The organism is Cytobacillus pseudoceanisediminis (assembly GCF_023516215.1).
Lineage (GTDB): Bacteria > Bacillota > Bacilli > Bacillales > Cytobacillaceae > Cytobacillus > Cytobacillus pseudoceanisediminis.
Genome location: NZ_CP097349.1, coordinates 872,028 through 891,082 on the forward strand (window position 1 = coordinate 872,028; position 19,055 = coordinate 891,082).

16 protein-coding genes and 3 pseudogenes are annotated in these 19,055 nt (G+C 41.2%); 14 read left to right on the forward strand and 5 right to left on the reverse strand.

Going from position 1 to position 19,055, the window contains the following annotated elements; translation table 11 throughout:
* Nucleotides 1–2 precede the first annotated feature (2 nt).
* From M5V91_RS04770 to M5V91_RS04805, 8 genes and pseudogenes are all read left to right on the forward strand, one after another.
* Nucleotides 3–419, forward strand: a complete 417-nt coding sequence (locus M5V91_RS04770; RefSeq protein WP_071155537.1) for a MaoC family dehydratase — start codon at nucleotides 3–5, stop codon at nucleotides 417–419.
* Nucleotides 419–1,427: pseudogene (locus M5V91_RS04775) on the forward strand (3-oxoacyl-ACP synthase). Before M5V91_RS04770 ends, M5V91_RS04775 begins: the two are co-directional and overlap by 1 nt.
* Nucleotides 1,424–3,271 carry a 6-bladed beta-propeller gene (locus M5V91_RS04780; RefSeq protein WP_284521776.1) on the forward strand — a complete coding sequence of 616 codons (1,848 nt, stop codon included), beginning with the start codon at nucleotides 1,424–1,426 and terminating at the stop codon, nucleotides 3,269–3,271. Before M5V91_RS04775 ends, M5V91_RS04780 begins: the two are co-directional and overlap by 4 nt.
* Nucleotides 3,272–3,292: 21 nt before the next feature.
* Nucleotides 3,293–4,495, forward strand: a complete 1,203-nt coding sequence (locus tag M5V91_RS04785) for a substrate-binding domain-containing protein (RefSeq protein WP_413227176.1) — start codon at nucleotides 3,293–3,295, stop codon at nucleotides 4,493–4,495.
* Nucleotides 4,496–4,534: 39 nt separating this feature from the next.
* A complete protein-coding gene (locus M5V91_RS04790; protein ID WP_284521777.1) occupies nucleotides 4,535–5,308 on the forward strand; it encodes an ABC transporter ATP-binding protein in 774 nt (257 codons plus the stop codon).
* Nucleotides 5,286–5,990 carry an ABC transporter ATP-binding protein gene (locus M5V91_RS04795; RefSeq protein WP_284521778.1) on the forward strand — a complete coding sequence of 235 codons (705 nt, stop codon included), beginning with the start codon at nucleotides 5,286–5,288 and terminating at the stop codon, nucleotides 5,988–5,990. Before M5V91_RS04790 ends, M5V91_RS04795 begins: the two co-directional genes overlap by 23 nt.
* A gap of 19 nt (nucleotides 5,991–6,009) precedes the next feature.
* Nucleotides 6,010–6,879 (forward strand): branched-chain amino acid ABC transporter permease, encoded by an 870-nt coding sequence (locus tag M5V91_RS04800; RefSeq protein WP_071155527.1) that lies wholly within the window; start codon nucleotides 6,010–6,012, stop codon nucleotides 6,877–6,879.
* Nucleotides 6,880–6,920: 41 nt separating this feature from the next.
* A complete protein-coding gene (locus tag M5V91_RS04805; RefSeq protein ID WP_284522243.1) occupies nucleotides 6,921–7,874 on the forward strand; it encodes a branched-chain amino acid ABC transporter permease in 954 nt (317 codons plus the stop codon).
* A gap of 221 nt (nucleotides 7,875–8,095) precedes the next feature.
* On the opposite strand, the gene M5V91_RS04810 is transcribed toward M5V91_RS04805, so the two are convergent.
* Entirely contained in the window at nucleotides 8,096–8,677 is a 582-nt protein-coding gene (locus M5V91_RS04810) for a biotin transporter BioY (RefSeq protein WP_284521779.1), read from the reverse strand.
* A gap of 136 nt (nucleotides 8,678–8,813) precedes the next feature.
* On the opposite strand from M5V91_RS04810, the gene bioD reads away from it, so the two are divergent.
* Both bioD and bioA read left to right on the forward strand, forming a co-directional pair.
* Nucleotides 8,814–9,506 (forward strand): dethiobiotin synthase, encoded by a 693-nt coding sequence (bioD, locus tag M5V91_RS04815; protein WP_284522244.1) that lies wholly within the window; start codon nucleotides 8,814–8,816, stop codon nucleotides 9,504–9,506.
* Nucleotides 9,499–10,859, forward strand: a pseudogene (gene bioA, locus M5V91_RS04820) (adenosylmethionine--8-amino-7-oxononanoate transaminase). Before bioD ends, bioA begins: the two are co-directional and overlap by 8 nt.
* Before the next feature lie 346 nt (nucleotides 10,860–11,205).
* Here the strand turns inward: bioA and M5V91_RS04825 are convergent.
* The gene (locus tag M5V91_RS04825) at nucleotides 11,206–11,700 is read right to left on the reverse strand and encodes an RrF2 family transcriptional regulator (protein ID WP_284521780.1); all 495 of its coding nucleotides are present in this window, start codon (nucleotides 11,698–11,700) and stop codon (nucleotides 11,206–11,208) included.
* Nucleotides 11,701–11,920: 220 nt separating this feature from the next.
* On the opposite strand from M5V91_RS04825, the gene M5V91_RS04830 reads away from it, so the two are divergent.
* Together M5V91_RS04830 and M5V91_RS04835 are read left to right on the forward strand one after the other, a co-directional pair.
* Complete coding sequence (locus M5V91_RS04830; protein WP_217025600.1) at nucleotides 11,921–12,364, forward strand: carboxymuconolactone decarboxylase family protein; 444 nt, start codon at nucleotides 11,921–11,923, stop codon at nucleotides 12,362–12,364.
* A gap of 299 nt (nucleotides 12,365–12,663) precedes the next feature.
* On the forward strand, nucleotides 12,664–13,092 hold the full coding sequence (locus M5V91_RS04835; protein ID WP_144539362.1) for an organic hydroperoxide resistance protein: 429 nt from the start codon (nucleotides 12,664–12,666) through the stop codon (nucleotides 13,090–13,092).
* A 68-nt stretch (nucleotides 13,093–13,160) separates the two neighbouring features.
* On the opposite strand, the gene M5V91_RS04840 is transcribed toward M5V91_RS04835, so the two are convergent.
* The 3 genes and pseudogenes from M5V91_RS04840 to M5V91_RS30285 form a co-directional block, all read right to left on the reverse strand.
* Entirely contained in the window at nucleotides 13,161–14,270 is a 1,110-nt protein-coding gene (locus M5V91_RS04840) for a GerAB/ArcD/ProY family transporter (RefSeq protein WP_284521781.1), read from the reverse strand.
* Nucleotides 14,271–15,350 carry a Ger(x)C family spore germination protein gene (locus M5V91_RS04845; protein ID WP_284521782.1) on the reverse strand — a complete coding sequence of 360 codons (1,080 nt, stop codon included), beginning with the start codon at nucleotides 15,348–15,350 and terminating at the stop codon, nucleotides 14,271–14,273. It abuts the gene before it with no gap.
* Nucleotides 15,340–16,627 (reverse strand): annotated as a pseudogene (locus M5V91_RS30285) (spore germination protein). Before M5V91_RS30285 ends, M5V91_RS04845 begins: the two are co-directional and overlap by 11 nt.
* A 412-nt stretch (nucleotides 16,628–17,039) precedes the next feature.
* On the opposite strand from M5V91_RS30285, the gene M5V91_RS04865 reads away from it, so the two are divergent.
* Nucleotides 17,040–17,603, forward strand: a complete 564-nt coding sequence (locus M5V91_RS04865) for a TetR/AcrR family transcriptional regulator (RefSeq protein WP_284521785.1) — start codon at nucleotides 17,040–17,042, stop codon at nucleotides 17,601–17,603.
* A gap of 95 nt (nucleotides 17,604–17,698) precedes the next feature.
* A complete protein-coding gene (locus M5V91_RS04870) occupies nucleotides 17,699–18,868 on the forward strand; it encodes an MFS transporter (protein WP_284522246.1) in 1,170 nt (389 codons plus the stop codon).
* Nucleotides 18,869–19,055 lie beyond the last annotated feature (187 nt).

Below are 19,055 nucleotides of genomic sequence, written 5' to 3' on the forward strand. Positions count from 1 at the left end.
TGGTGATCAGTTATAGTGTCGGCCAGCAGGCCTCCTGCAGCAAAACCATTACAGAAACAGACTTTGTGATGTTTGCGGGGTTGAGCGGCGACTTTAACCCGGTACACATTGACGGAGAATACGCCAAAAAAACGAGATTTAAAAAGCGCATAGCCCATGGTCTCTTAACATCCAGTCTATTATCCCAGCTATTGGGTGTGCATTTGCCCGGAAAAGGATCCATTTATGTTGAACAGACCATCCGGTTTAAGGCGCCCGTTTTTATAGGCGATACGATTACCGCACAAGGAACGGTTCAGGAGATTGACAGCGAAAGGCGAATATTGACTTTGCTGACAGAATGCTTTAATCAGGATGGGACACTAGTTTTGACGGGCACAGCCAAGATGATGGTGCCTGAAGATGGAGGGGTAATCTGATGGGAATTGGCATTAAAGCAACAGGAGTTTTTTCCTCCTGAAATCGAAACGGCAGCCGATCTGGCTGTAAAGACGGGAATACCCGAACAGGTGATTATCGAAAAGTTCGGTTTAGTTCAAAAGCACGTTGCAGATGACAGCCTGCATGCCTCCGACCTGGCAATTGCTGCGGGAACGCAGGCGATCGAAGGGATCGACCCGCTGTCCATCGATGTCGTGATTTACTTTGGAAGTCCTCATAAGGATTATTATGTCTGGTCAAGTGCTCCGAAAATACAGCATGAATTAGGGGCAAAAAATGCCTATGCGTTTGAAATCATGAATGTCAGCTCCTGTTTTCCGATTGCATTGAAGGTAGCGAAAGATATGATTGCTTCAGACCATTCCATTCAATATATTTTGCTGGTTGGGGGATGCAAGGAATCACAAATTATCGATTATGCTAACCCGCGCTCACGCTTCATGTTCAACTTTGCGGATGGAGGCACTGCTGCTCTGGTCACAAGGGATGCCTCCCAGAATGAAATACTCGAAAGTGCCATCCTGACAGACGGATCCTTTCATGATGATGTCCGAACACCGGCTGGAGGGTCCAAGCACTTTGCAAGCCACGAAACAGTCGAGAAAAACCTCCATTATATTGATGTAAAAGATCCGCAATCCATGAAAGAAAGACTTGATCCTGTATCGATTGCAAATTTTGATCATGTAGTTCGCGAAGCACTCCATAGAAGCGGTTATACTCCTCAAGATATGAAACTCCTATTGCCACTGCACACCAAACGTTCCATGTTCAAAGAACTCTTACAATCACTCGAACTTACAGAAGAAAAAGCCATTTACTTAAATCACCATGGCCACATGTCTTCACTCGACCCATGCATTGGTCTGCACTTTGCACAGGAACGGGGACTTTTAAAACCAGGGGATATTGCCGTAGCTGTCAGTGCGGGAACTGGGTATACGTGGGCTGCGACTGTTGTGAAGTGGAAAGGAGAGAAAAGATGAAAAGGATAAAGGGGATAGTCCTGTTCCTCCTTCTATTTTCACTTTGGGGCGGAAGCAGCGGTTTTGCAGAATCTTCCTATAGCTTTCAGCAGGCCTGGGGAAATGAGACTGATCCCGCCAACAAGTTCAGGACGCCGGTAGCACTGGCCAAAGATAGCTCCGGTAATCTTTACATGGCAGATATGGGGAATCATCGTATAGTAAAAATGGATTCCTCCGGCAAAATCCTGGGTGCATTTGGATCCCTCGGCCATTCACCGGGAGAATTTAATATGCCTTTTGGCATTGCCATTGATCGAGAAGGGAACATTCTGGTTGCTGATACAGGCAACTACCGAATTCAGAAGTTTGATTCCCAATTCAAATTCATTAAGAGCTGGGGAACTAAAGGGGAAGGGAATAATCAATTTGGGTTTCCTAGAGAAATAGCGATAGATCAGCAGAACAATTATTACATTACAGATGAATTTAACCATCGCATTCAAAAATATAATTCCGAGGGACAGTATCTCCTTACGATTGGATCCTATGGAAAAGGCGATGGGCAGATGGCGCTTCCGCAAGGCATTGCCATAAACAATAGTGGCGAAGTTTATGTAGCGGATACGTACAACAATCGAATTCAAGTGTTCGATCAGAACGGCAGCTTCAAGCGAAAAATAGGCGGTCTTGAACCTGGATTAGGCTCTTATCAGTTTTACCATCCAAGGGGAATCAACTTTGAGCCTAATTCCGGAGCTTTATATGTAGCGGACACCTATAATAACCGAATCATGAAATTTGATGCCTCTGACCGTTTTCTCTATACAACTGGTATTTTTCCTAACTTAGTGTATCCGAATCAGGTCCTGCCGGATGAAGATGGAGATTTATTTATTACCGATACAGGCAATAACCGGATTGAAGTCTACAAGGAAATAGGATTGAGCATCTCGTATAAGATGACAATCGGATTAGGCAGGTATGGTGACAAACAATATGCAGGACCTTACGATGTTCAAAGCGATTCAAAGGGAAATGTGTTTGTTTCTGATTCCTTTAATCATAGAATCCTGAAGTATAATACAAACGGAAGTCTGGTAAGTAAATGGGGAAGTATGTACGGGACAGGCGGACCTTTTGGCTACGGCAGTTATGCAGGTCAATTTTTTGTGCCGAGACAAATAGCAGTTGACCGTTATGACAATGTATATGTGGCTGACTCAGTGAATCACCGCATTCAAAAGTTCTCCAATTCAGGAACCTTTCTGGCAGCCTACGGATCTTTAGGAACATTAAGCGGCTTTTTTCAATTCCCAAGCGGTGTGGCAGTTGACAGCAAAGGCAATATCTTTGTGTCAGACTCTGAAAATAACCGAATCCAAAAGTTTAATTCCTTTTTCGTGTATATGAAGGAATGGGGCAGAAAAGGGACTGGCAATGGCGAATTCTCTCAGCCGATGCAGCTGGCGATTGATTCTAAAGACAATGTGTACGCAGTGGACCGAATCAACAATCGTGTTCAGAAATTCGATAACAATGGCCAGTTTATTACGAAATGGGGAACAAACGGAGGAACCGGCCACCTGGATCCATTAGAGAATTGGGGCGAAGAACCGGGTGATTTGTTCCTGCCTACAGGCATTGCCATTGATGAACAGAACCGTGTGTATGTGACAGATACTTCCAACAACCGTATGAATGTCTATGATGAAAATGGCAGATTCATAGAGCAGTTTGGATCTTTCAGCGGTGAGGACGGACATTTCTTTTCACCTCAGGGTCTTGATATAGACAGCAGCGGGAATATCATTGTCGCTGACGGACTGCTCCATAAAATTCAGTTCTTTAGAAAAGAAAATTAAAAAAGGGAAGTGAAGTGTAAGGTGAAAGGCATTAAGTCTGTTTTAACTCTCTTAATCGTACTCACTCTTTTATTCATTACCGGATGTTCCGGAGACACAGCAAGTTCAGAAGAAGATACGGTTAAAATTGGTGTTCTAGCCTCCTTAACCGGTCCTCTCGAGACGTACGGAAAGCAAACAGTTGCCGGATTTGAGCTGGGGCTCGATTATGCAACCGAGGGATCCAATGAAGTAGCCGGCAAAAAGGTTGAGTTCATTGTGGAAGATACAGAAACAAAGCCGGATGTAGCAGTAAGAAAAGCAACGAAGCTGCTGGAAGAGGATGAGGTAGATTTCTTAGTGGGTTCATCAAGCTCTGGAGACACTCTTGCCGTCTTGCCGCTCGCTGAAGAATACGAAAAAATTATGGTGGTTGAGCCTGCTGTAGCAGATAGCATCACTGGACAGAACTGGAACAAGTATATCTTCAGGACAGGAAGAAATTCGTCTCAGGATGCTGTTGCCGGTGCGGCAGCAATCGCTGAAAAAAATGTGAAAATCGCGACCTTCGCACAGGATAATGCCTACGGCCGGGAAGGAATCGCCGCTTTTAAAGAAGGAGCCGAGAAGCTCGGTGCCACTATTGTGAATGAACAGTATGCAGACCCGAATTCCACTGACTTCACAGCGAATATTCAAAGCATCATAAATGAAAAGCCTGATTATCTTTATATCGTCTGGGCAGGATCCAATGCACCATGGAAACAGTTAAAGGATATGCAGCTGGAAGAGCAGGGTATAAAAATTTCCACAGCCGCACAGGACATTGCTTCCCTAAAAACGATGGATTCCTTAATTGGCATGAGCGGTTTTTCCATTTATTATCATACCCTTCCGGATAATGAAGTGAACGACTGGCTGGTGGAGGAGCATAAGAAAAAATTTGACGGTGAAATTCCGGACCTGTTTACAGCAGGCGGAATGACAGCTGCCATTTCCATTGTAGAGGCACTAAAGAAAACTGAAGGCGATAAAGATGTGGATGGGTTGATCAGCACAATGGAAAACATGGAATTTGAGACACCGAAAGGAACGATGAAATTCCGTGCTGAGGATCATCAGGCAATGCAGTCTTTGTATGCAGTAACTCTCGAGGAACAGGAAGGCGTAGATCATCCGGTACCGGTCCTGATGAGGGAATTAAATATGGAAGAAACCGAGCCGCCAGTCCGGAATGGCAAGTAAAAAGTCAAAATAGTTAGGTAAAAAGGAGGGGCCGACAAGTTGGAAAAAATACTGGAAACAAAAAGCCTATCGGTTTCCTTTGGCGAGCATGATGTCATCAAAGATGTGAGCCTGGAAATAGAGCGAGGGAAACTGACGTCGATTATCGGTCCCAATGGGGCAGGCAAGACCACACTCTTTAACCTGCTGAGCGGTCAGATCGCTCCGACAAAAGGAGAGATTTATTTTAAAAAAGATAATGTAACCAAGCTTTCGGTACCCTTACGGGCGAGAAGGGGCATCGGCCGCTCCTTCCAGCTCACCAATATTTTTCCGGAGCTGACGGTCCTGGAAAATATCAGGCTGGCTATCCAGTCATCGAGCAAAGATTATTATTCGATCTTACCAAGGCTATCTTTCATGAGCCGCCAGCAGGAGGAAGCAAAAGCGGCCATGGAGCGGTGCATGCTAAGCGGCAAGGAAGATGTGCTGGCACAGGATCTGGCACATGGAGAAAAACGAAAACTGGAGCTGGCCATGCTGCTGGCTCTTAAAACAGAACTGCTTCTGCTCGATGAGCCGACGGCAGGCATATCGATTGAAGAGATCCCTGCGATTCTGGAAGTGATTGAGAACATTAAGAAGGAAGGCATGTACACGATTGTCTTAATCGAACACAAAATGGAAATGGTCATGCATCTGTCCGATACCCTTGTGGTGCTATTCAATGGAGAGCTCTTGGCCAGTGGCAATCCGAAGGAAATTATTAAGGATCAAAGAGTTCAGACGGCATATTTAGGAGGCTTGCACCGTGAGTCTATTAAAACTGGATAATCTGGAGACCTATTTGGGTCAATATCACATTCTTCAGGGTGTGTCCATGTCTGTGGAAGAGGGAAGCATCACCGTTCTCTTCGGGAGAAATGGCGCAGGCAAAACGACAACACTGCGGACCATCATGGGCTTTAACTCATCCACCACGGGTTCCGTGCATTATCACGATCAGAAGATCAGTGGAATCCCTACCCACCTTATCTCCAGAAAAGGAATCGGCTATGTGCCGGAAAATCAGGGAATGTTCAGTGCGCTGACAGTAGAAGAAACCCTGTATCTGGCCAAGGCAAAGAGCACAGGTGAGACAGAGGAAAAAATGGAGTGGATGTTGGAGCTCTTCCCGGATTTGAAGAAGTTCTGGAGCAAGAAAAGCGGATTGCTTTCCGGCGGACAAAAACAGATGCTTGCCATTGCCAGAGCCTATATCAATGGAGATGGACTCCTGCTGATAGATGAACCTAGCAAAGGACTTTCACCCATTATGGTGGAAAAACTCATGGAATCTATTCTGAAAATGAAGGAAAAAACAACGATACTGCTTGTGGAACAGAATTTCCTAATGGCGAGTGAAATCGGCGATTACTTTTACATTATGGACGACGGAAAAATAGTCCATGATGGCAGCATGCAGGATCTTAAGGAAGACAAGGAATCCTGTCAGAAATACTTGGGCATCGCGTAAGCAGTGAAGGGGGCTGGAAATGGAAGTCTTTATTAATTTATTGGTCAATGGGGTTTCAACAGGGCTTTTGATATTCCTTCTGGCTGCTGGACTTACCTTAATCTTTGGACTGATGAGTGTATTGAACTTCGCCCATGGCGGATTATTCGTCTGGGGCGCTTTCTCAGGAGCGTGGATCTTTAAAGAAACAAACAGTTTTCTATTAGCGATAGTGGGTGCAGTTGCAGTCGGAATGGTCTTGGGCTGGGTATTGGAGAGATTCCTGATCCGTCCTGTCTATGGGAATCATGTGAGACAGCTGCTGATTACATTAGGCGGGATGCTGGTATTATCGGAAAGCATCAAAATCTTCTGGGGGCCAAACCCGATAAGGGTAAACCTGCCAGCGTGGCTTGAAGGGAGCTATCAGTTTGATGGAATCATAATCATAAAATACCGTGTGTTTGTGATTGTGGTTGGATTGCTCCTGTATCTGGCATTATGGCTTTTGCTCAGCCGTACGCAGATTGGACTTATGATCAGGGCTGGAGTGCTTGATAAGGAAATGGTTCAGGCGCTCGGAATCAATGTCAAGGGTCTTTTTACATTCGTATTCCTGCTTGGTGCTGGATTGGCTGCTTTAGGAGGAGCGCTATTGGCGCCGTATTCCGGAGTCGTTTTTGCGGAAATGGGTATGCAGTATGCCATACTGGCTTTTATTGTGGTCATCATTGGCGGAATGGGCAGTCTGCAGGGATCGGCACTGGCTTCCCTGATCGTAGGAGTAGCGGGTGCGTTTATGGCTTATTATATGCCTGATTTGTCACTGGCATTGAATATGCTCCTATTGGCCATTGTATTATTAGTAAAACCAACAGGGCTGCTGGGAGAAAAGGGGAGTGCCGTATGAGAGGGGTATTTCAAAAAATGCCGCTGTACTGGGGGCTTGCGATTCTGCTATTCCTGCTTCTGTTTCCCTTTGTTAATGACTCCCGAAGCACACTGATTTTACTTGCACAAATCTTCATTTTTGCCATATTTGCGATGAGCTTTGATATTCTTTTAGGTTATACCGGCATTGTTTCCTTTGGTCATTGCATGTTCTTTGGGATCGGCGCGTACAGCACGGCTCTCATTTTTAATAAGCTGGATGCAACTCTGCCCAACTTTTTAATAGGATTGGTGATAGGCATCCTTCTGTCCGCTTTGGTTAGCTATATCATCGGGTTGTTATCCCTAAGGCTCAAAAGCCACTTTTATGCGATGCTGACACTGGCTGTATCACAGCTGTTTCTTGTACTGGCAGAGAAGTGGAGGGGACTGACACATGGCGGTGACGGATTTACATTCAGTGTCCCAGATGTATTCAAAGACCGTACTTCCTTCTATTATATTACGCTCTTCAGTGTGGCTGCCGTTTTTATCCTGCTGAAGCTCTTTACGGAATCATCCACAGGCAAGGTATTAAAAGCCATATCCCAGAATGAATATCGTGCAGAGGCATTAGGGTATAAATCGCTTCATTATAAATTGATTGCCAGTGTAACGGCCGGAGTGGCAGCTTCCTTCAGCGGGGCTCTGTATGCTGTATCGTTAAGGTTCATCAATACCAATGTCTTTTCCATTGAAGTCACGCTGGATGCCCTCCTGATGACAATGATCGGAGGACTTGGAACCCTGGCTGGTGCCATTGCAGGAGCGGGGATTATCGAATTCTTAAGACATTATCTTTCAGAGCTTGCAATGACTTACCCCATCTTTGAACGATGGACGATTATCCTTGGGTTCTTATATATAGTGGTGCTCCTTGGGTTCCCTTCCGGCTTGGCAGGAGTTATGAAAAAATTCACATTGAAAAAGAGGAGGAAAGAGAAGAAGAAAAGGGAAATGGAGAGAGCTGCTTAGGGTACTAAAAGCCATTTTGAGCCCTTAAATAATTTAGTAGAGAAAAACGCTCGGTCATCCCAGCGTTTTTCTTTCATATTTGTATTAGATTATAGTGGTAGATTCGCGACACATAAATTAACCCGGTCTTCTTTAGGTGGCCAATTCTAAATGATGGATCAAATGCTTCATCATCATATCGATAGGACTGTTCTTAAAGCAGCTTGTAAAACTTATTTCGGTCACATATCGGTTTTAAGATTATGGGTTCTTCTAAGTGCGTGTTTCAGTTTTGGGACCAGGAGAAATGAAAAAGCCGTAACCGCCAAGTCAAGCGGCAAATAGGCCAGCATCCAGCCCCAGGCCATACTATAGCTAAACCCCTTTGGTGCTTCTGCCCAAAGAATAAGAGCTAAGTACATCCAGTTGGTTCCAATTATGTAATTGCATAATATGCTTAAAAATCCTGCAGTAAAATAGTGCTTTTGTTTAATAATTTGAGAATCCCCCACTAATTTTCCAGAAACATAAGCAACAGCCACAAAAGACAGCACGAAACCGAAAGTAGGGCTTAATAACTGGACAGGTCCCCCTTTAAACTGCGCAAAAACAGGTGCCCCTATTAAACCAACAAACATATAGACAAGCATTGCCAGTGTCCCTTTTCTGCTCCCTAATACCGCCCCGGCCAAAATAGCAAAGAGAAGCTGGAAAGTAATCGGAACACTCCCTATCATTAAAAAAGGGGATAGATTTGCGCCAATTGCCATTAGAGCTGCAAAAAGGCCACAAAGAACTAAATCTTGAGTGCTTAAAGCTTTCATATTAACCTCCTTGAGTTGTGTTAACTTAATTAGTTATTTAGTTAACAATAAGTTGAATATAATAGTCTCATATGTTAACTTTGTTGTAAATGTGGTTAACATATAAAAAGGGGGAATTTATATTAAAAGTCTCTTTATAACAGGTACAGATACAGATGCAGGAAAAACGACCGCTGCCGCTCTCCTAATAGCATTTTTAACAAAGAGAGGTACCCAGGTCGCGGCATATAAGCCTGTGCAAAGTGGAGCTGAAATCATTAATGGCAAGCTTTCAGCACCTGATGTGGAATTTTATAAACTGGCCAATCCGGAATTAACAGCTTCCTATACATATTTATTTAAAAAACCATGTTCCCCGCATCTGGCAGCAAGGGAAGAAGGAAAAGAAATAGATGTCAATAAGATAATTGAACATTATGAGCAGCTGTCAGAGGACAATGATTTTGTATTAATGGAAGGTGCTGGAGGAGTTATCGTTCCTTTAAGGGATGATGGATATAACATGCTTAATTTAATGAAAGATCTGGATGTTCCTGTTGTTATTGTAGCAAGGACAGGGGTAGGCACAATCAACCACACAACTCTTACAGCTGAGAGATTAATACAGGAGGGTGTGGATGTAAAGGGGATTATTATGAATCAGATGTCCATCGGAGATACAAAGATTGAGCAGGACAACATACAGATGATTGAACTTATGACAAAGCTGCCTGTAATTGGCATGATACCATATTTAGAAAATCCATCATCCGCAGTTGGTGATTCGGAATTCCTTGAGAACATATTTTCAAAGCTGGGCAATATAATGGAGGAGGACAGAAATGAGTGAGCAGGCAAATCTATTAGAAAGCAGCACAAAGCATCTATGGCTACCGTTTACACAAATGAAAGATTATGAGAGTGATCCGCTGATCATTGAATGCGGAGAAGGCATCATTCTGAAGGATATTTGCGGGAAGGAATACTTGGATGGCTACTCCTCACTATGGCTAAATGTACACGGCCACCGGAAAAAGGAATTGAATGAGGCTATAATGGAGCAACTTGATTTAATCGCTCATTCAACCTTATTAGGAGCAGCTAATGTTCCTGCGATTCGGCTTGCTGAGAAACTTATTGAAATTACACCGGAGGATTTGCAGCGAGTATTCTATTCTGATTCAGGAGCAACATCAGTAGAAATTGCCATCAAGATGGCCTATCAATATTGGCAAAATAAAGGAAATCAAAAGAAAAAGAAATTCGTAACCCTCACTAACAATTATCATGGAGATACAATTGGTGCAATCAGTATTGGGAGTGTCGATCTATTTCACCGTGTCTATGGATCCTTAATGTTTCCAACGATAAAGGCCCCTTTTCCGCTCCAATACCGCAGTCCTTATTCAGGAGAAGCGGAAGTTAAAGAACGGGCATTAACAGAGCTAAGAGCCATTTTTCTGGAACATCATGAGGAAATTGCAGCCATAACACTGGAACCGCTTATCCAGGGGCAGGAGGCATGAATATCATGCCTGATGGCTATCTTAAAGGAGTAGAAGAGCTGTGCCGGGAATTCAATATCCTTTTAATTGTTGATGAGGTAGCTACTGGTTTTGGCCGGACAGGAAAGATGTTTGCAATCGAGCATGAAGGCGTTCAGCCGGATATTATGACCGTTGCGAAAGGGATAACTGGCGGCTATCTTCCCCTTGCTGCAACACTTACGACAGAGGAAATTTATAAAGAATTTTATGGCGAATATCAAGAAATGAAGACATTCTTTCATGGACATTCATACACGGGCAATCAGCTCGGATGTGCGGTTGCTTTGGCCAATCTGAAAATCTATGAAAAAGAAAAACTCGTGGAACAGGCAGCAAAAAAAGCAGAAGTTATAAAATCCGAACTAGCAGCATTAAAAAGCCTAAAACATGCAGGAGACATCCGCCAATTAGGATTAATGTGCGGTATTGAACTAGTTCAGGATAAAGAAACAGGGAAACCTTTTCCATGGGAAAAGCGAATGGGCTATCATGCCACACTGGAAATGAGAAAAAGGGGGATGCTCACAAGGCCGCTTGGGGATGTAATCGTCTTTATGCCGCCTCTGGCGAGTTCTGATGATCAAATCAGAAAAATGGTTCAAATTATGAGTAATTCAATTGAAGCGGTGACTGAAAAAAGAAGTCAGTGGTTTTAGAGGAGCAATCGTGTTAATTGTAATTGAATTCAGGAGATTTGTTCTCTAAAACTTCATCTCAAATAACAATACAATTAGAACGAAAAAACGCTTGGTAATCCAAGCGTTTTTTCTTTTTACCTTTGTCACTGATTAGTGGTGGGTTATCTGCCCCTAATTTGACCGAGTCTTCTTTAAAGTGGCCCATACACCCCAAAAGGCCGTGAGCCTACCTGGCGGTTCGGCAATGGGGCATGTTTATTGAGGGTGGTTGCAGTTACAATAAACAATCCAATGGTACACATTACCTGAAATATGAACAAACCTCTCCATATTCCTCTTTAAGGAATTACAAGAGAGGTTTGTTTTATAGGCTGCTCTTGGAGAAATATTTCCGGGTATCTTCACGTATTTGATTTGGCAAGACACGATCAAGCTCTTCATTTAACCACGAAAGTGTTTTACTGCGTAGGAAATCACGCATTTTTTCTTCGGCTGAGAGCATAACTAAATTGATGGTACAAGAGGAGGGAGCCGAAGAGCAGGTATTATCTCTATACAAATAACCATTATCTTTAATGTTTTTGCATTGAAAAATCGGCTTGGGACCTTCCACTGCTTCAATTACATCCCAAAAAGATATTTCTTCTGGAGATTTAGCGAGTTTATAGCCACCCTTAACTCCAGGAACTGAACTGACTATACCGTTTTTTGATAATTTACTGAAAATCTTTGAAAGATATGTTTCGGAAATCCCTTGGAAAGTGGAGAGTTCCTTTATTCCAATGGAAGAATCCTCTTCATTATCAATTAAATATACAAGGCAGTGAAGTGCGTATTCAACCCCAATACTATACTGCATTACTAACACCTCTTCATAAATGAGATTCATTTATCTTAAGAATTTTTATTTCTTTGTCAAACAGGGTCATTGGAATCAATTAACATGAAAAGTTGTTTGACATAATAAAGTGTACAATTTATTATAGATAATATCAATCGCTGATTGATGCTATCTACAATTGAAATTTCAAAATGCGGTTCAATTATTTATTGAATCAGCTTATAAGGAGGAATTGATATTGGAACAACGAATTGATTATTACAATTTAGCACCCGAGGCAATGAAAATAATGATGGAAATGGAGAAGTATACGAAAACGACAGGTTTAGACCGTAAACTTCGTGAACTTATAAAAATTAGGGCTTCTCAAATAAATGGCTGTGCCTATTGCATTAACATGCATACAGCTGATGCGAGAAAAATGGGAGAAACAGAACAGCGTTTATATTGCATCAGTGCATGGAGAGAGTGCACATTTTACTCCGAAGCAGAAAAAGCAGCTCTTGAATTAACAGAGCACATAACTTTAATCCCGGCGAAACGTGTGCCAGATGAGCTTTATCAGCGGGTACGTGAACATTATGATGAGAAGCAATATATTGACCTTGTTTTAATCATCAATCAAATCAACAGCTGGAATAGAATTTCAATTGCAATGGGGAATGTCGCAACTGAAAAATAATATCTCCAACAGTTCGTGCCATAATAATATGTCAATTTTTAAACCTTGATTGTCTTTATTTCCTTAGATCGTTTTTTTAAAAATGAACTTACCTTCTAGTAAGTAAAAAACAGTAAGCGTTCTAGACGAAAGATAAGGGCAAAGTGATATGGCGTGATAACTGCTTAATAGGTGTTGAAACTAGCATTACAGAAAAAGTCATTGCCGGGCTCATAAAGTTTGCCCTTAATGCAAAAGCTACTTGTGGAAAAATTGAAGCCAAAAAAATACTAATCCATTATAAAAAGGGAGTTTTAAAAATGATGAAAATAGAAAAGAAATTGTACACGGCTACTGTAAATGTCCAAGGCGGAAGAGATGGGAAAGCCGTATCTGACGATAACAATCTGAATGTAGACTTGAGATATCCAAAGGAATTAGGCGGGGACGGAGCTGGAACTAATCCGGAGCAGCTGTTCGCTGCAGGGTTTGCCGCATGTTTCCAGGGAGCGATGGGCACTGTCCTTAGGAAAAAGAACATTAAAACAGATGGTATAAATATTGCTTCACAAGTTACGCTTGGCAAGGATGCGAACGATGGCTATGTGCTGGCCATTACAATGGATATCACTGTAAAGGGCGTAGAAACCAGCGTGGCAGAAGAAGTCGTTGCGGAAGCTCATAAGGTTTGTCCTTATGCCAAAGCAACTCAAGGTAATATCGAAGTAATATCCAACGTTGTTGGTTAATCAGCACAGGGATCACCTAAAGAGTGCCTATCTTTAAACAAGATAGGCACTCTCTTTTGCAGTGGGAATTAGATTTTGTTTAACTTATTTTTCATAAAATGGCTCTTAATCCATTTTATAATAAGAAGGAGCGGTAGATACACGTATACAAAACCAATTCCCGCGTTAGAAGTAAACTGGACAAGATAATCAATACTCTTAAATTCCTGAAGGTATACAGAAGCTATCATTTCAGCAATAAGCAGGAATAGTAAAGTCGCTTTAGGTGGAATTGAAAAGGTCCTTTTTACGATTCTTGTACATGCCCACAAAGAAATACATATAGGGGATATAATCACTAACAGCCAAATAAAGATAAATACATATTCAAACCTTTCCAGAAAAGAGAATTGAACGATCTTAACCATCATCAGAGTGGGCCAGGGTAAATGCTTCAATACATCCTGATTAAAGTATAAGAATGATATTAAAGTGATAACCAGGTACACAATGAAAGTATATGTATTGCCAAGATAGGCCCATTTAGAAATATCCTTGTTATTCGAACTCCTAATGAAGGGATAATACATCAGTATCCACTCGAAGCCAAGAAAAAGCAGAGCATACTCTTTAGAAGATAAAAATAGCTCTTTGAGGGAATGACTGAAGGCTGGGAGCAGATAAATATAATTCGTGTGCTTTAATGGGAAATAGATTAAAAAGAACAGAAAAGAAGGCAAAATCACTCCCCAGAAACTAAAGCCGGTAAGACTTCGGAAGCCGCTTGAGATAATATAATAAAATGTCAGTCCGAAAATGAAACATAGCTGCCATGTTTTTATGGTAGGATACACCCAAATTTGGATGACCTCAATATAAGCACGAAGGACCGTCAAAGAAGCCAGCCAGAAATAGACCAATGCCATGATAGACATAATGCTGCCAAGTGCTTTTCCAAAGCAATACTGATGAACAGCTACTAAATCATTGGTTTCCCCGCCTAGCAGCTTAAAGATCATGTAGAGTATGATTTGGGTTGTGACCCAAGTAATAATTAAAGAAATCCACGCATCCTGTTCAGCATCTTTGATCACCTGGCTTTGAAAATTCAGGATGCCAATTCCGGTTTGTGAAGAGTGAACGAGAAAAAATGTGAAAAAAGCTGAAATCTGAAATTGTTTTTCTACTTTTACGTTCACCTATTTTCCCACCCCGGTTTGCCTTACTGTAATTTTGGTAGTTACATCACATGTCATACTGGGATAAATTCGATCGTAAAAACTTAGTTCAGAATAATTTCTGTGATTGGCTTTATACCTTCTTCCTATACCTAAAGGATCTACCCCATTTGTTTGAAATTTCTTAAGGAGTGATTCAGCCTCGTTTGAAATGGATTTCTGTAAGGAGTTTTTAAACAGTTTAAGATCCTTTTCTTTTTCCGGATTAATCCACTCAGGCAAAGCATCAAGCTCTACATCTAAATTAAGGCTCACATTTACCTGGTCCCTGAGATTTTCCCTGGTGATTCTGATTTTATGTTTTCCATTGATCGTTCTGACCCCAATATTTGCTTTGTGTCCATTCATGTCGAGGTTAAAACTGTAAACCCCTCTTTTATTTGTGTCCGTCATTAATTTTAATAGGAAGGTTTCTTCTTCCGAAATCCTGAGTGCCAATTTATCATCTTTAAAAATCCCCATTCCTTCGACTTTAATACGATCTTTAGAATCAACAGTGAGATTTGGAAATGACATATCAATTCCGGTTCCAAAAAACTGGTCATACATGACATGAAGATCAGATTCAGGAATTCCCTCATTTTCAATACTTTTTTCTATCAAATCCATTAGAAATAGGGGACTCTCCTTCATGGTTTTACTAAGCAGAAGCTCTGGAGTTCCATCTGTAATGACAATCCTTATTATGCCGATTTTTGGATCCTTGCAGATGGTGTCTAATATAGGTGCCAAACCCTCTCTGCTTAGTTGATCCCCAAATATCATGAGCCTCACCTGACCGATTTCAAAGGGGAATTGAGATTTATGGCTAAGCTCTTCCTGCAGGCTGGATGGATTTTTGGCAGCAGCTGTGATTAAAGCAGGATTATCACTCTCGGCATAATTTGGATAAACAACACTTGCCTTTAGCATCTCATCTTCTTTGTCATATCCTAGATTATGCATCAGAGAGACTTCATTAATAATATTGTGGGGCACACATCCAGTCAGGATTAGAGTTAGAACAACAATACCCATTTTAAAAAATGTGTTATTCGTCATTAATATCTTCCTTCTTTTTGCTTCTCTCTTTTGGTGAATATTTAATTTTATCTTTAGGTCTCAAATAATCCGGCCTCTTGTTTAATTTAGTATAAGGCGGCCTTATGATACTATCCGCAAGACTATTGCTGCGAAACGGGTGCAAAGGAACCATGTAAGGAGTATTAAATGATTTTAATGTAAACAAATGACATAGCAGCACGGCAAAACCTATCATAATACCCAGCCCGCCCAGGAATGATGACATGATGATTAATGGAAATCTTAATATTCGAATGGTGTTGGACATAACGTTAGTGGGTGTAGTAAATGAAGCTAAGGCTGATAAAGCGACAATGATAAGTAAAATATTACTTGTCAGTGCTGCCATTACAGCTGCCTGTCCAATGACAATACCGCCAACAATGCCCAATGTCTGTCCTACTTTAGTAGGCAAACGGGCTCCTGCCTCTCTTAATAATTCAATGGTCAATTCTAAAAAAGAACTTCCAGCAGCGGCGGAAATGGAACGTTTGCTCTGGACTCGATTAGCGGACCCAGTAAATCCGCGGGCACCACCTCATAATGAAACGTTACAACCGCAACATAAATGGATGAAGAAAAGATGGAAAAGATGATCGCAAGTATTCGGGTAAAACGGAAGAAAGACCCAATAATCCAGTTATAATAATAATCTTCAGATGAGAGAAAAAATCGAATATGGTAGTAGGTCCGGATACTGCGTAGGGTGAACCATCACTAAAGATCACGACTTGGCCGGAAGTGAGTGTATATGAGATTCGATCAAGCCTCTCTGAAGAAAAGTAAAGTGGAAAGGGAGTATAAGAATTCTCTTTAATGAGCTGGATTAAAGCAGAAGTATCCCAAATAATATCAAAATCTATTTCAGAGAGCCTTTTCTTTACAAATTTTATGTGGTCTTCATTTGTAATACCATCTAAATAAACAATGACCACCCTTGTTTTTGACAGCGTGCCCAGCACGATCTCTTCAGTGGTTAATAAAGGAGATTTTAACTTAGTTCGAAGTAGAAGAATATTCGTATCAAGACTCTCAACAAATCCTAATTTTGGACCGATAACATTAAATTCATTTTCTGTTTCATTGGATTCTCTTATCCCTTTAGATAAATTATTTACATTTACCAAAAGAAAATCATCTAAGTTATTTTTAAATTGAATTAGGACATATCCCTGATGAATTTTCTCTTCGATTTTTTTAGCTTCCTTTGTTCTGATAACGTCTTCAAGCGGCAGGCTGTTTTTAAATTGATTCATATCAAAGGCTTGGTCAGTCTTTTTTCGCACTCATTAATATATGGAAGAAATACATGTTCCATCGTCTTGTGATCGATTAGTGAAGTAAAGTATAAAATGAATATCTGAATTCCAGAAAAATTTTTTTAATCTCTTTAAAATCAGATGACTTTTTGGCTCTTTTCACTATCTCTGCAGGTGTTTGATTTTCTGCAGGATTCAGATTATTTTTTTCCTTTATCATAAAAAAGTGTACTCCCTAAGATGTGTTAATACTTATTATTATTACTAACAAAAATTGTATGCACTTTATCATTTTTATTATTGCTGAAAGACAAGCAGATATAGGAAATATTTAAATTTATGAAATTAACATGTTGGCTCAGAATTTTTCCGATTTGACACTTACCTATTAGTAAGTTACTATTGAGGCATGGAAAACAGAAAAAAACAAATTGTAGACTTAGCCATTAAATTGATCCAGCAAAAAGGGTATGTAGCCTTCAGCTATGATGACATTTCTAAACAGCTTGGGGTGACCAAAGCAAGCATTCACTATCACTTTGAGAAGAAGGAGGATTTAGGAGTCGCGGTTGCAGAACGCATTTTATTGAGACTGCAGGAATCTTTAATGTCAATTCAAAATTCGCCGGCTTCTGCTGAAGAGAAGCTGAAGCAGTTCATCCAGCAGCAGGCTCAAAGATTTGAGTGTACTGAAATTTGTCCTATTTCTTCGCTGCAGACAGATTATGAATCTTTGCCATCTGCAGTACAAGAAAAGATTGGAGAAGTCAGCAGACTGGAGCTCAGGGTAATGAAAGAATTAGTTGCAGAGGCACAAACTGAAAATATCATAAATAGCTCTGAAGATGTCCATCAAGTAGCGGTTATGATATTATCAAGTGTTAAAGGAGCATTATTATATAGACGTGTTCTGGGTAATGATGTATTAACCGGAGTACTAAATCAGTTGGATCGTTTCTTAAAAAAACCGTAGTAACGGTTTTTTTAACATAAAATACTTACCTTCTAGTAAGTAATTTTATCTTGGAGAATTTATTATAGAAAGTGGGGAAGTCCGCAGTGAAAAGAATGCTATTGGTTTCTCTATTGATGTCATGTGGGGCTACCTTTATTACTCCGTTATTCCCTCTATATAGTGAGGCTTACCGGCTGAACAGTCTGCAAATCACGATCTTGTTTGCCATTTATGCAGCATTCTTGCTGCCGACCTTGTTTATTGCGGGAGAAAAAGGCAGCACGTGGGGATTAAAAAGGGTTGTTCGCATCAGTATATGGATATCCATCGCATCTACCTTGTTATTCTTGGCAGGCAATCATTCCTGGATGCTCTATCTCGCCAGATCATTGGAAGGAATCGCATACGGAGCCTTTACAGGTACAGCTGCTGCTTTTCTTATGAAGCAAACTTCTCCCAGCCAAATGAGTGCAGCTCTCAAATTATCAGGTGTTACGATTCTCATTGGTTTCGGTCTGGGACCAGCTATCGCGGGTTTGATTCTGCAATATATACATTACCTGCCACTCCATTTGCCATTTTGGATTTTGCTCGTCCTGCTCATCATCTCACTATTCGTGCTGGAAACAATTCCTAAAGATTCTGTTTCGATTGAACAAAAACGAGTAAAAAGGAAGATATCGCTTGGTGTGCCAGACAATATTCGTTCTCCATTTTTCTCAATGGCCGGATTGCCTATCTTCACAGTTTTCACAATTCAAGGAATCGCTTTTGCTCTTATTCCTAATTTCGTCCAAAATGTCATTCATACGTCTAACATTGCTGTTTCCGGGTTAATCATTTTCGTGCTTCTCAGTGGAGCAGCTGTGGCTCAGTTCATTCCTTGGCCAAGTCACCCCATTACACGTATGAGATTCGGCATCCTGCTTCTTGCGGTAGGGTCATATATTATTGTTTCTTCCGGGTTAACCTCAAGCTTGCCGCTGCTCTGGACAGGCATTTTCATCCAGTCTATCGGGGGCGGATGGACCTTTCAAATCGCCCTGCGGTTTGCCGGACAGTTACCGGAACCAAAAGAACGGCCACGAGTCATTTCGGTTTTCTATTTATGCGCGTACTCAGGATTTATCGTTCCCGTTATTGGTGTCGGAGCGCTTACTCAATTTTTCAGTTTGAACCATTCGCTGATTGTGCTGAACCTGTTTGCTGCATTTATTGTTATATATGTGCTGCTGTATTCCGTCAGATATAATCGCACTTATTCGGACATGATAAATCCCTAATCTATTACTACGCCCTTCGAACCTAATCAAGAATGCATTAAAATCCAGCTGCCGGTTCGGCAGCTTTTTTCTCCTATTAAAAGGGAGATTAGTTTGAGAAGAGTGCTTACATAATAATAAGTGTCATGCTGAGTAATATTAATTGATATCTTCAGGCAGATGGCAATTAGTTTGCTGCTCATTAAAA

Excerpts from the sequence above, each read along its gene's own strand:
- M5V91_RS04780 (WP_284521776.1), top strand. The coding sequence starts at position 1,424 with ATGAAAAGGATAAAGGGGATAGTCCTGTTCCTCCTTCTATTTTCACTT.
- M5V91_RS04800 (WP_071155527.1), top strand. The coding sequence starts at position 6,010 with ATGGAAGTCTTTATTAATTTATTGGTCAATGGGGTTTCAACAGGGCTT.
- M5V91_RS04810 (WP_284521779.1), bottom strand. The coding sequence starts at position 8,677 with ATGAAAGCTTTAAGCACTCAAGATTTAGTTCTTTGTGGCCTTTTTGCA.
- M5V91_RS04825 (WP_284521780.1), bottom strand. The coding sequence starts at position 11,700 with ATGCAGTATAGTATTGGGGTTGAATACGCACTTCACTGCCTTGTATAT.
- M5V91_RS04835 (WP_144539362.1), top strand. The coding sequence starts at position 12,664 with ATGATGAAAATAGAAAAGAAATTGTACACGGCTACTGTAAATGTCCAA.
- M5V91_RS04845 (WP_284521782.1), bottom strand. The coding sequence starts at position 15,350 with ATGACGAATAACACATTTTTTAAAATGGGTATTGTTGTTCTAACTCTA.
- M5V91_RS04865 (WP_284521785.1), top strand. The coding sequence starts at position 17,040 with ATGGAAAACAGAAAAAAACAAATTGTAGACTTAGCCATTAAATTGATC.
- M5V91_RS04870 (WP_284522246.1), top strand. The coding sequence starts at position 17,699 with ATGCTATTGGTTTCTCTATTGATGTCATGTGGGGCTACCTTTATTACT.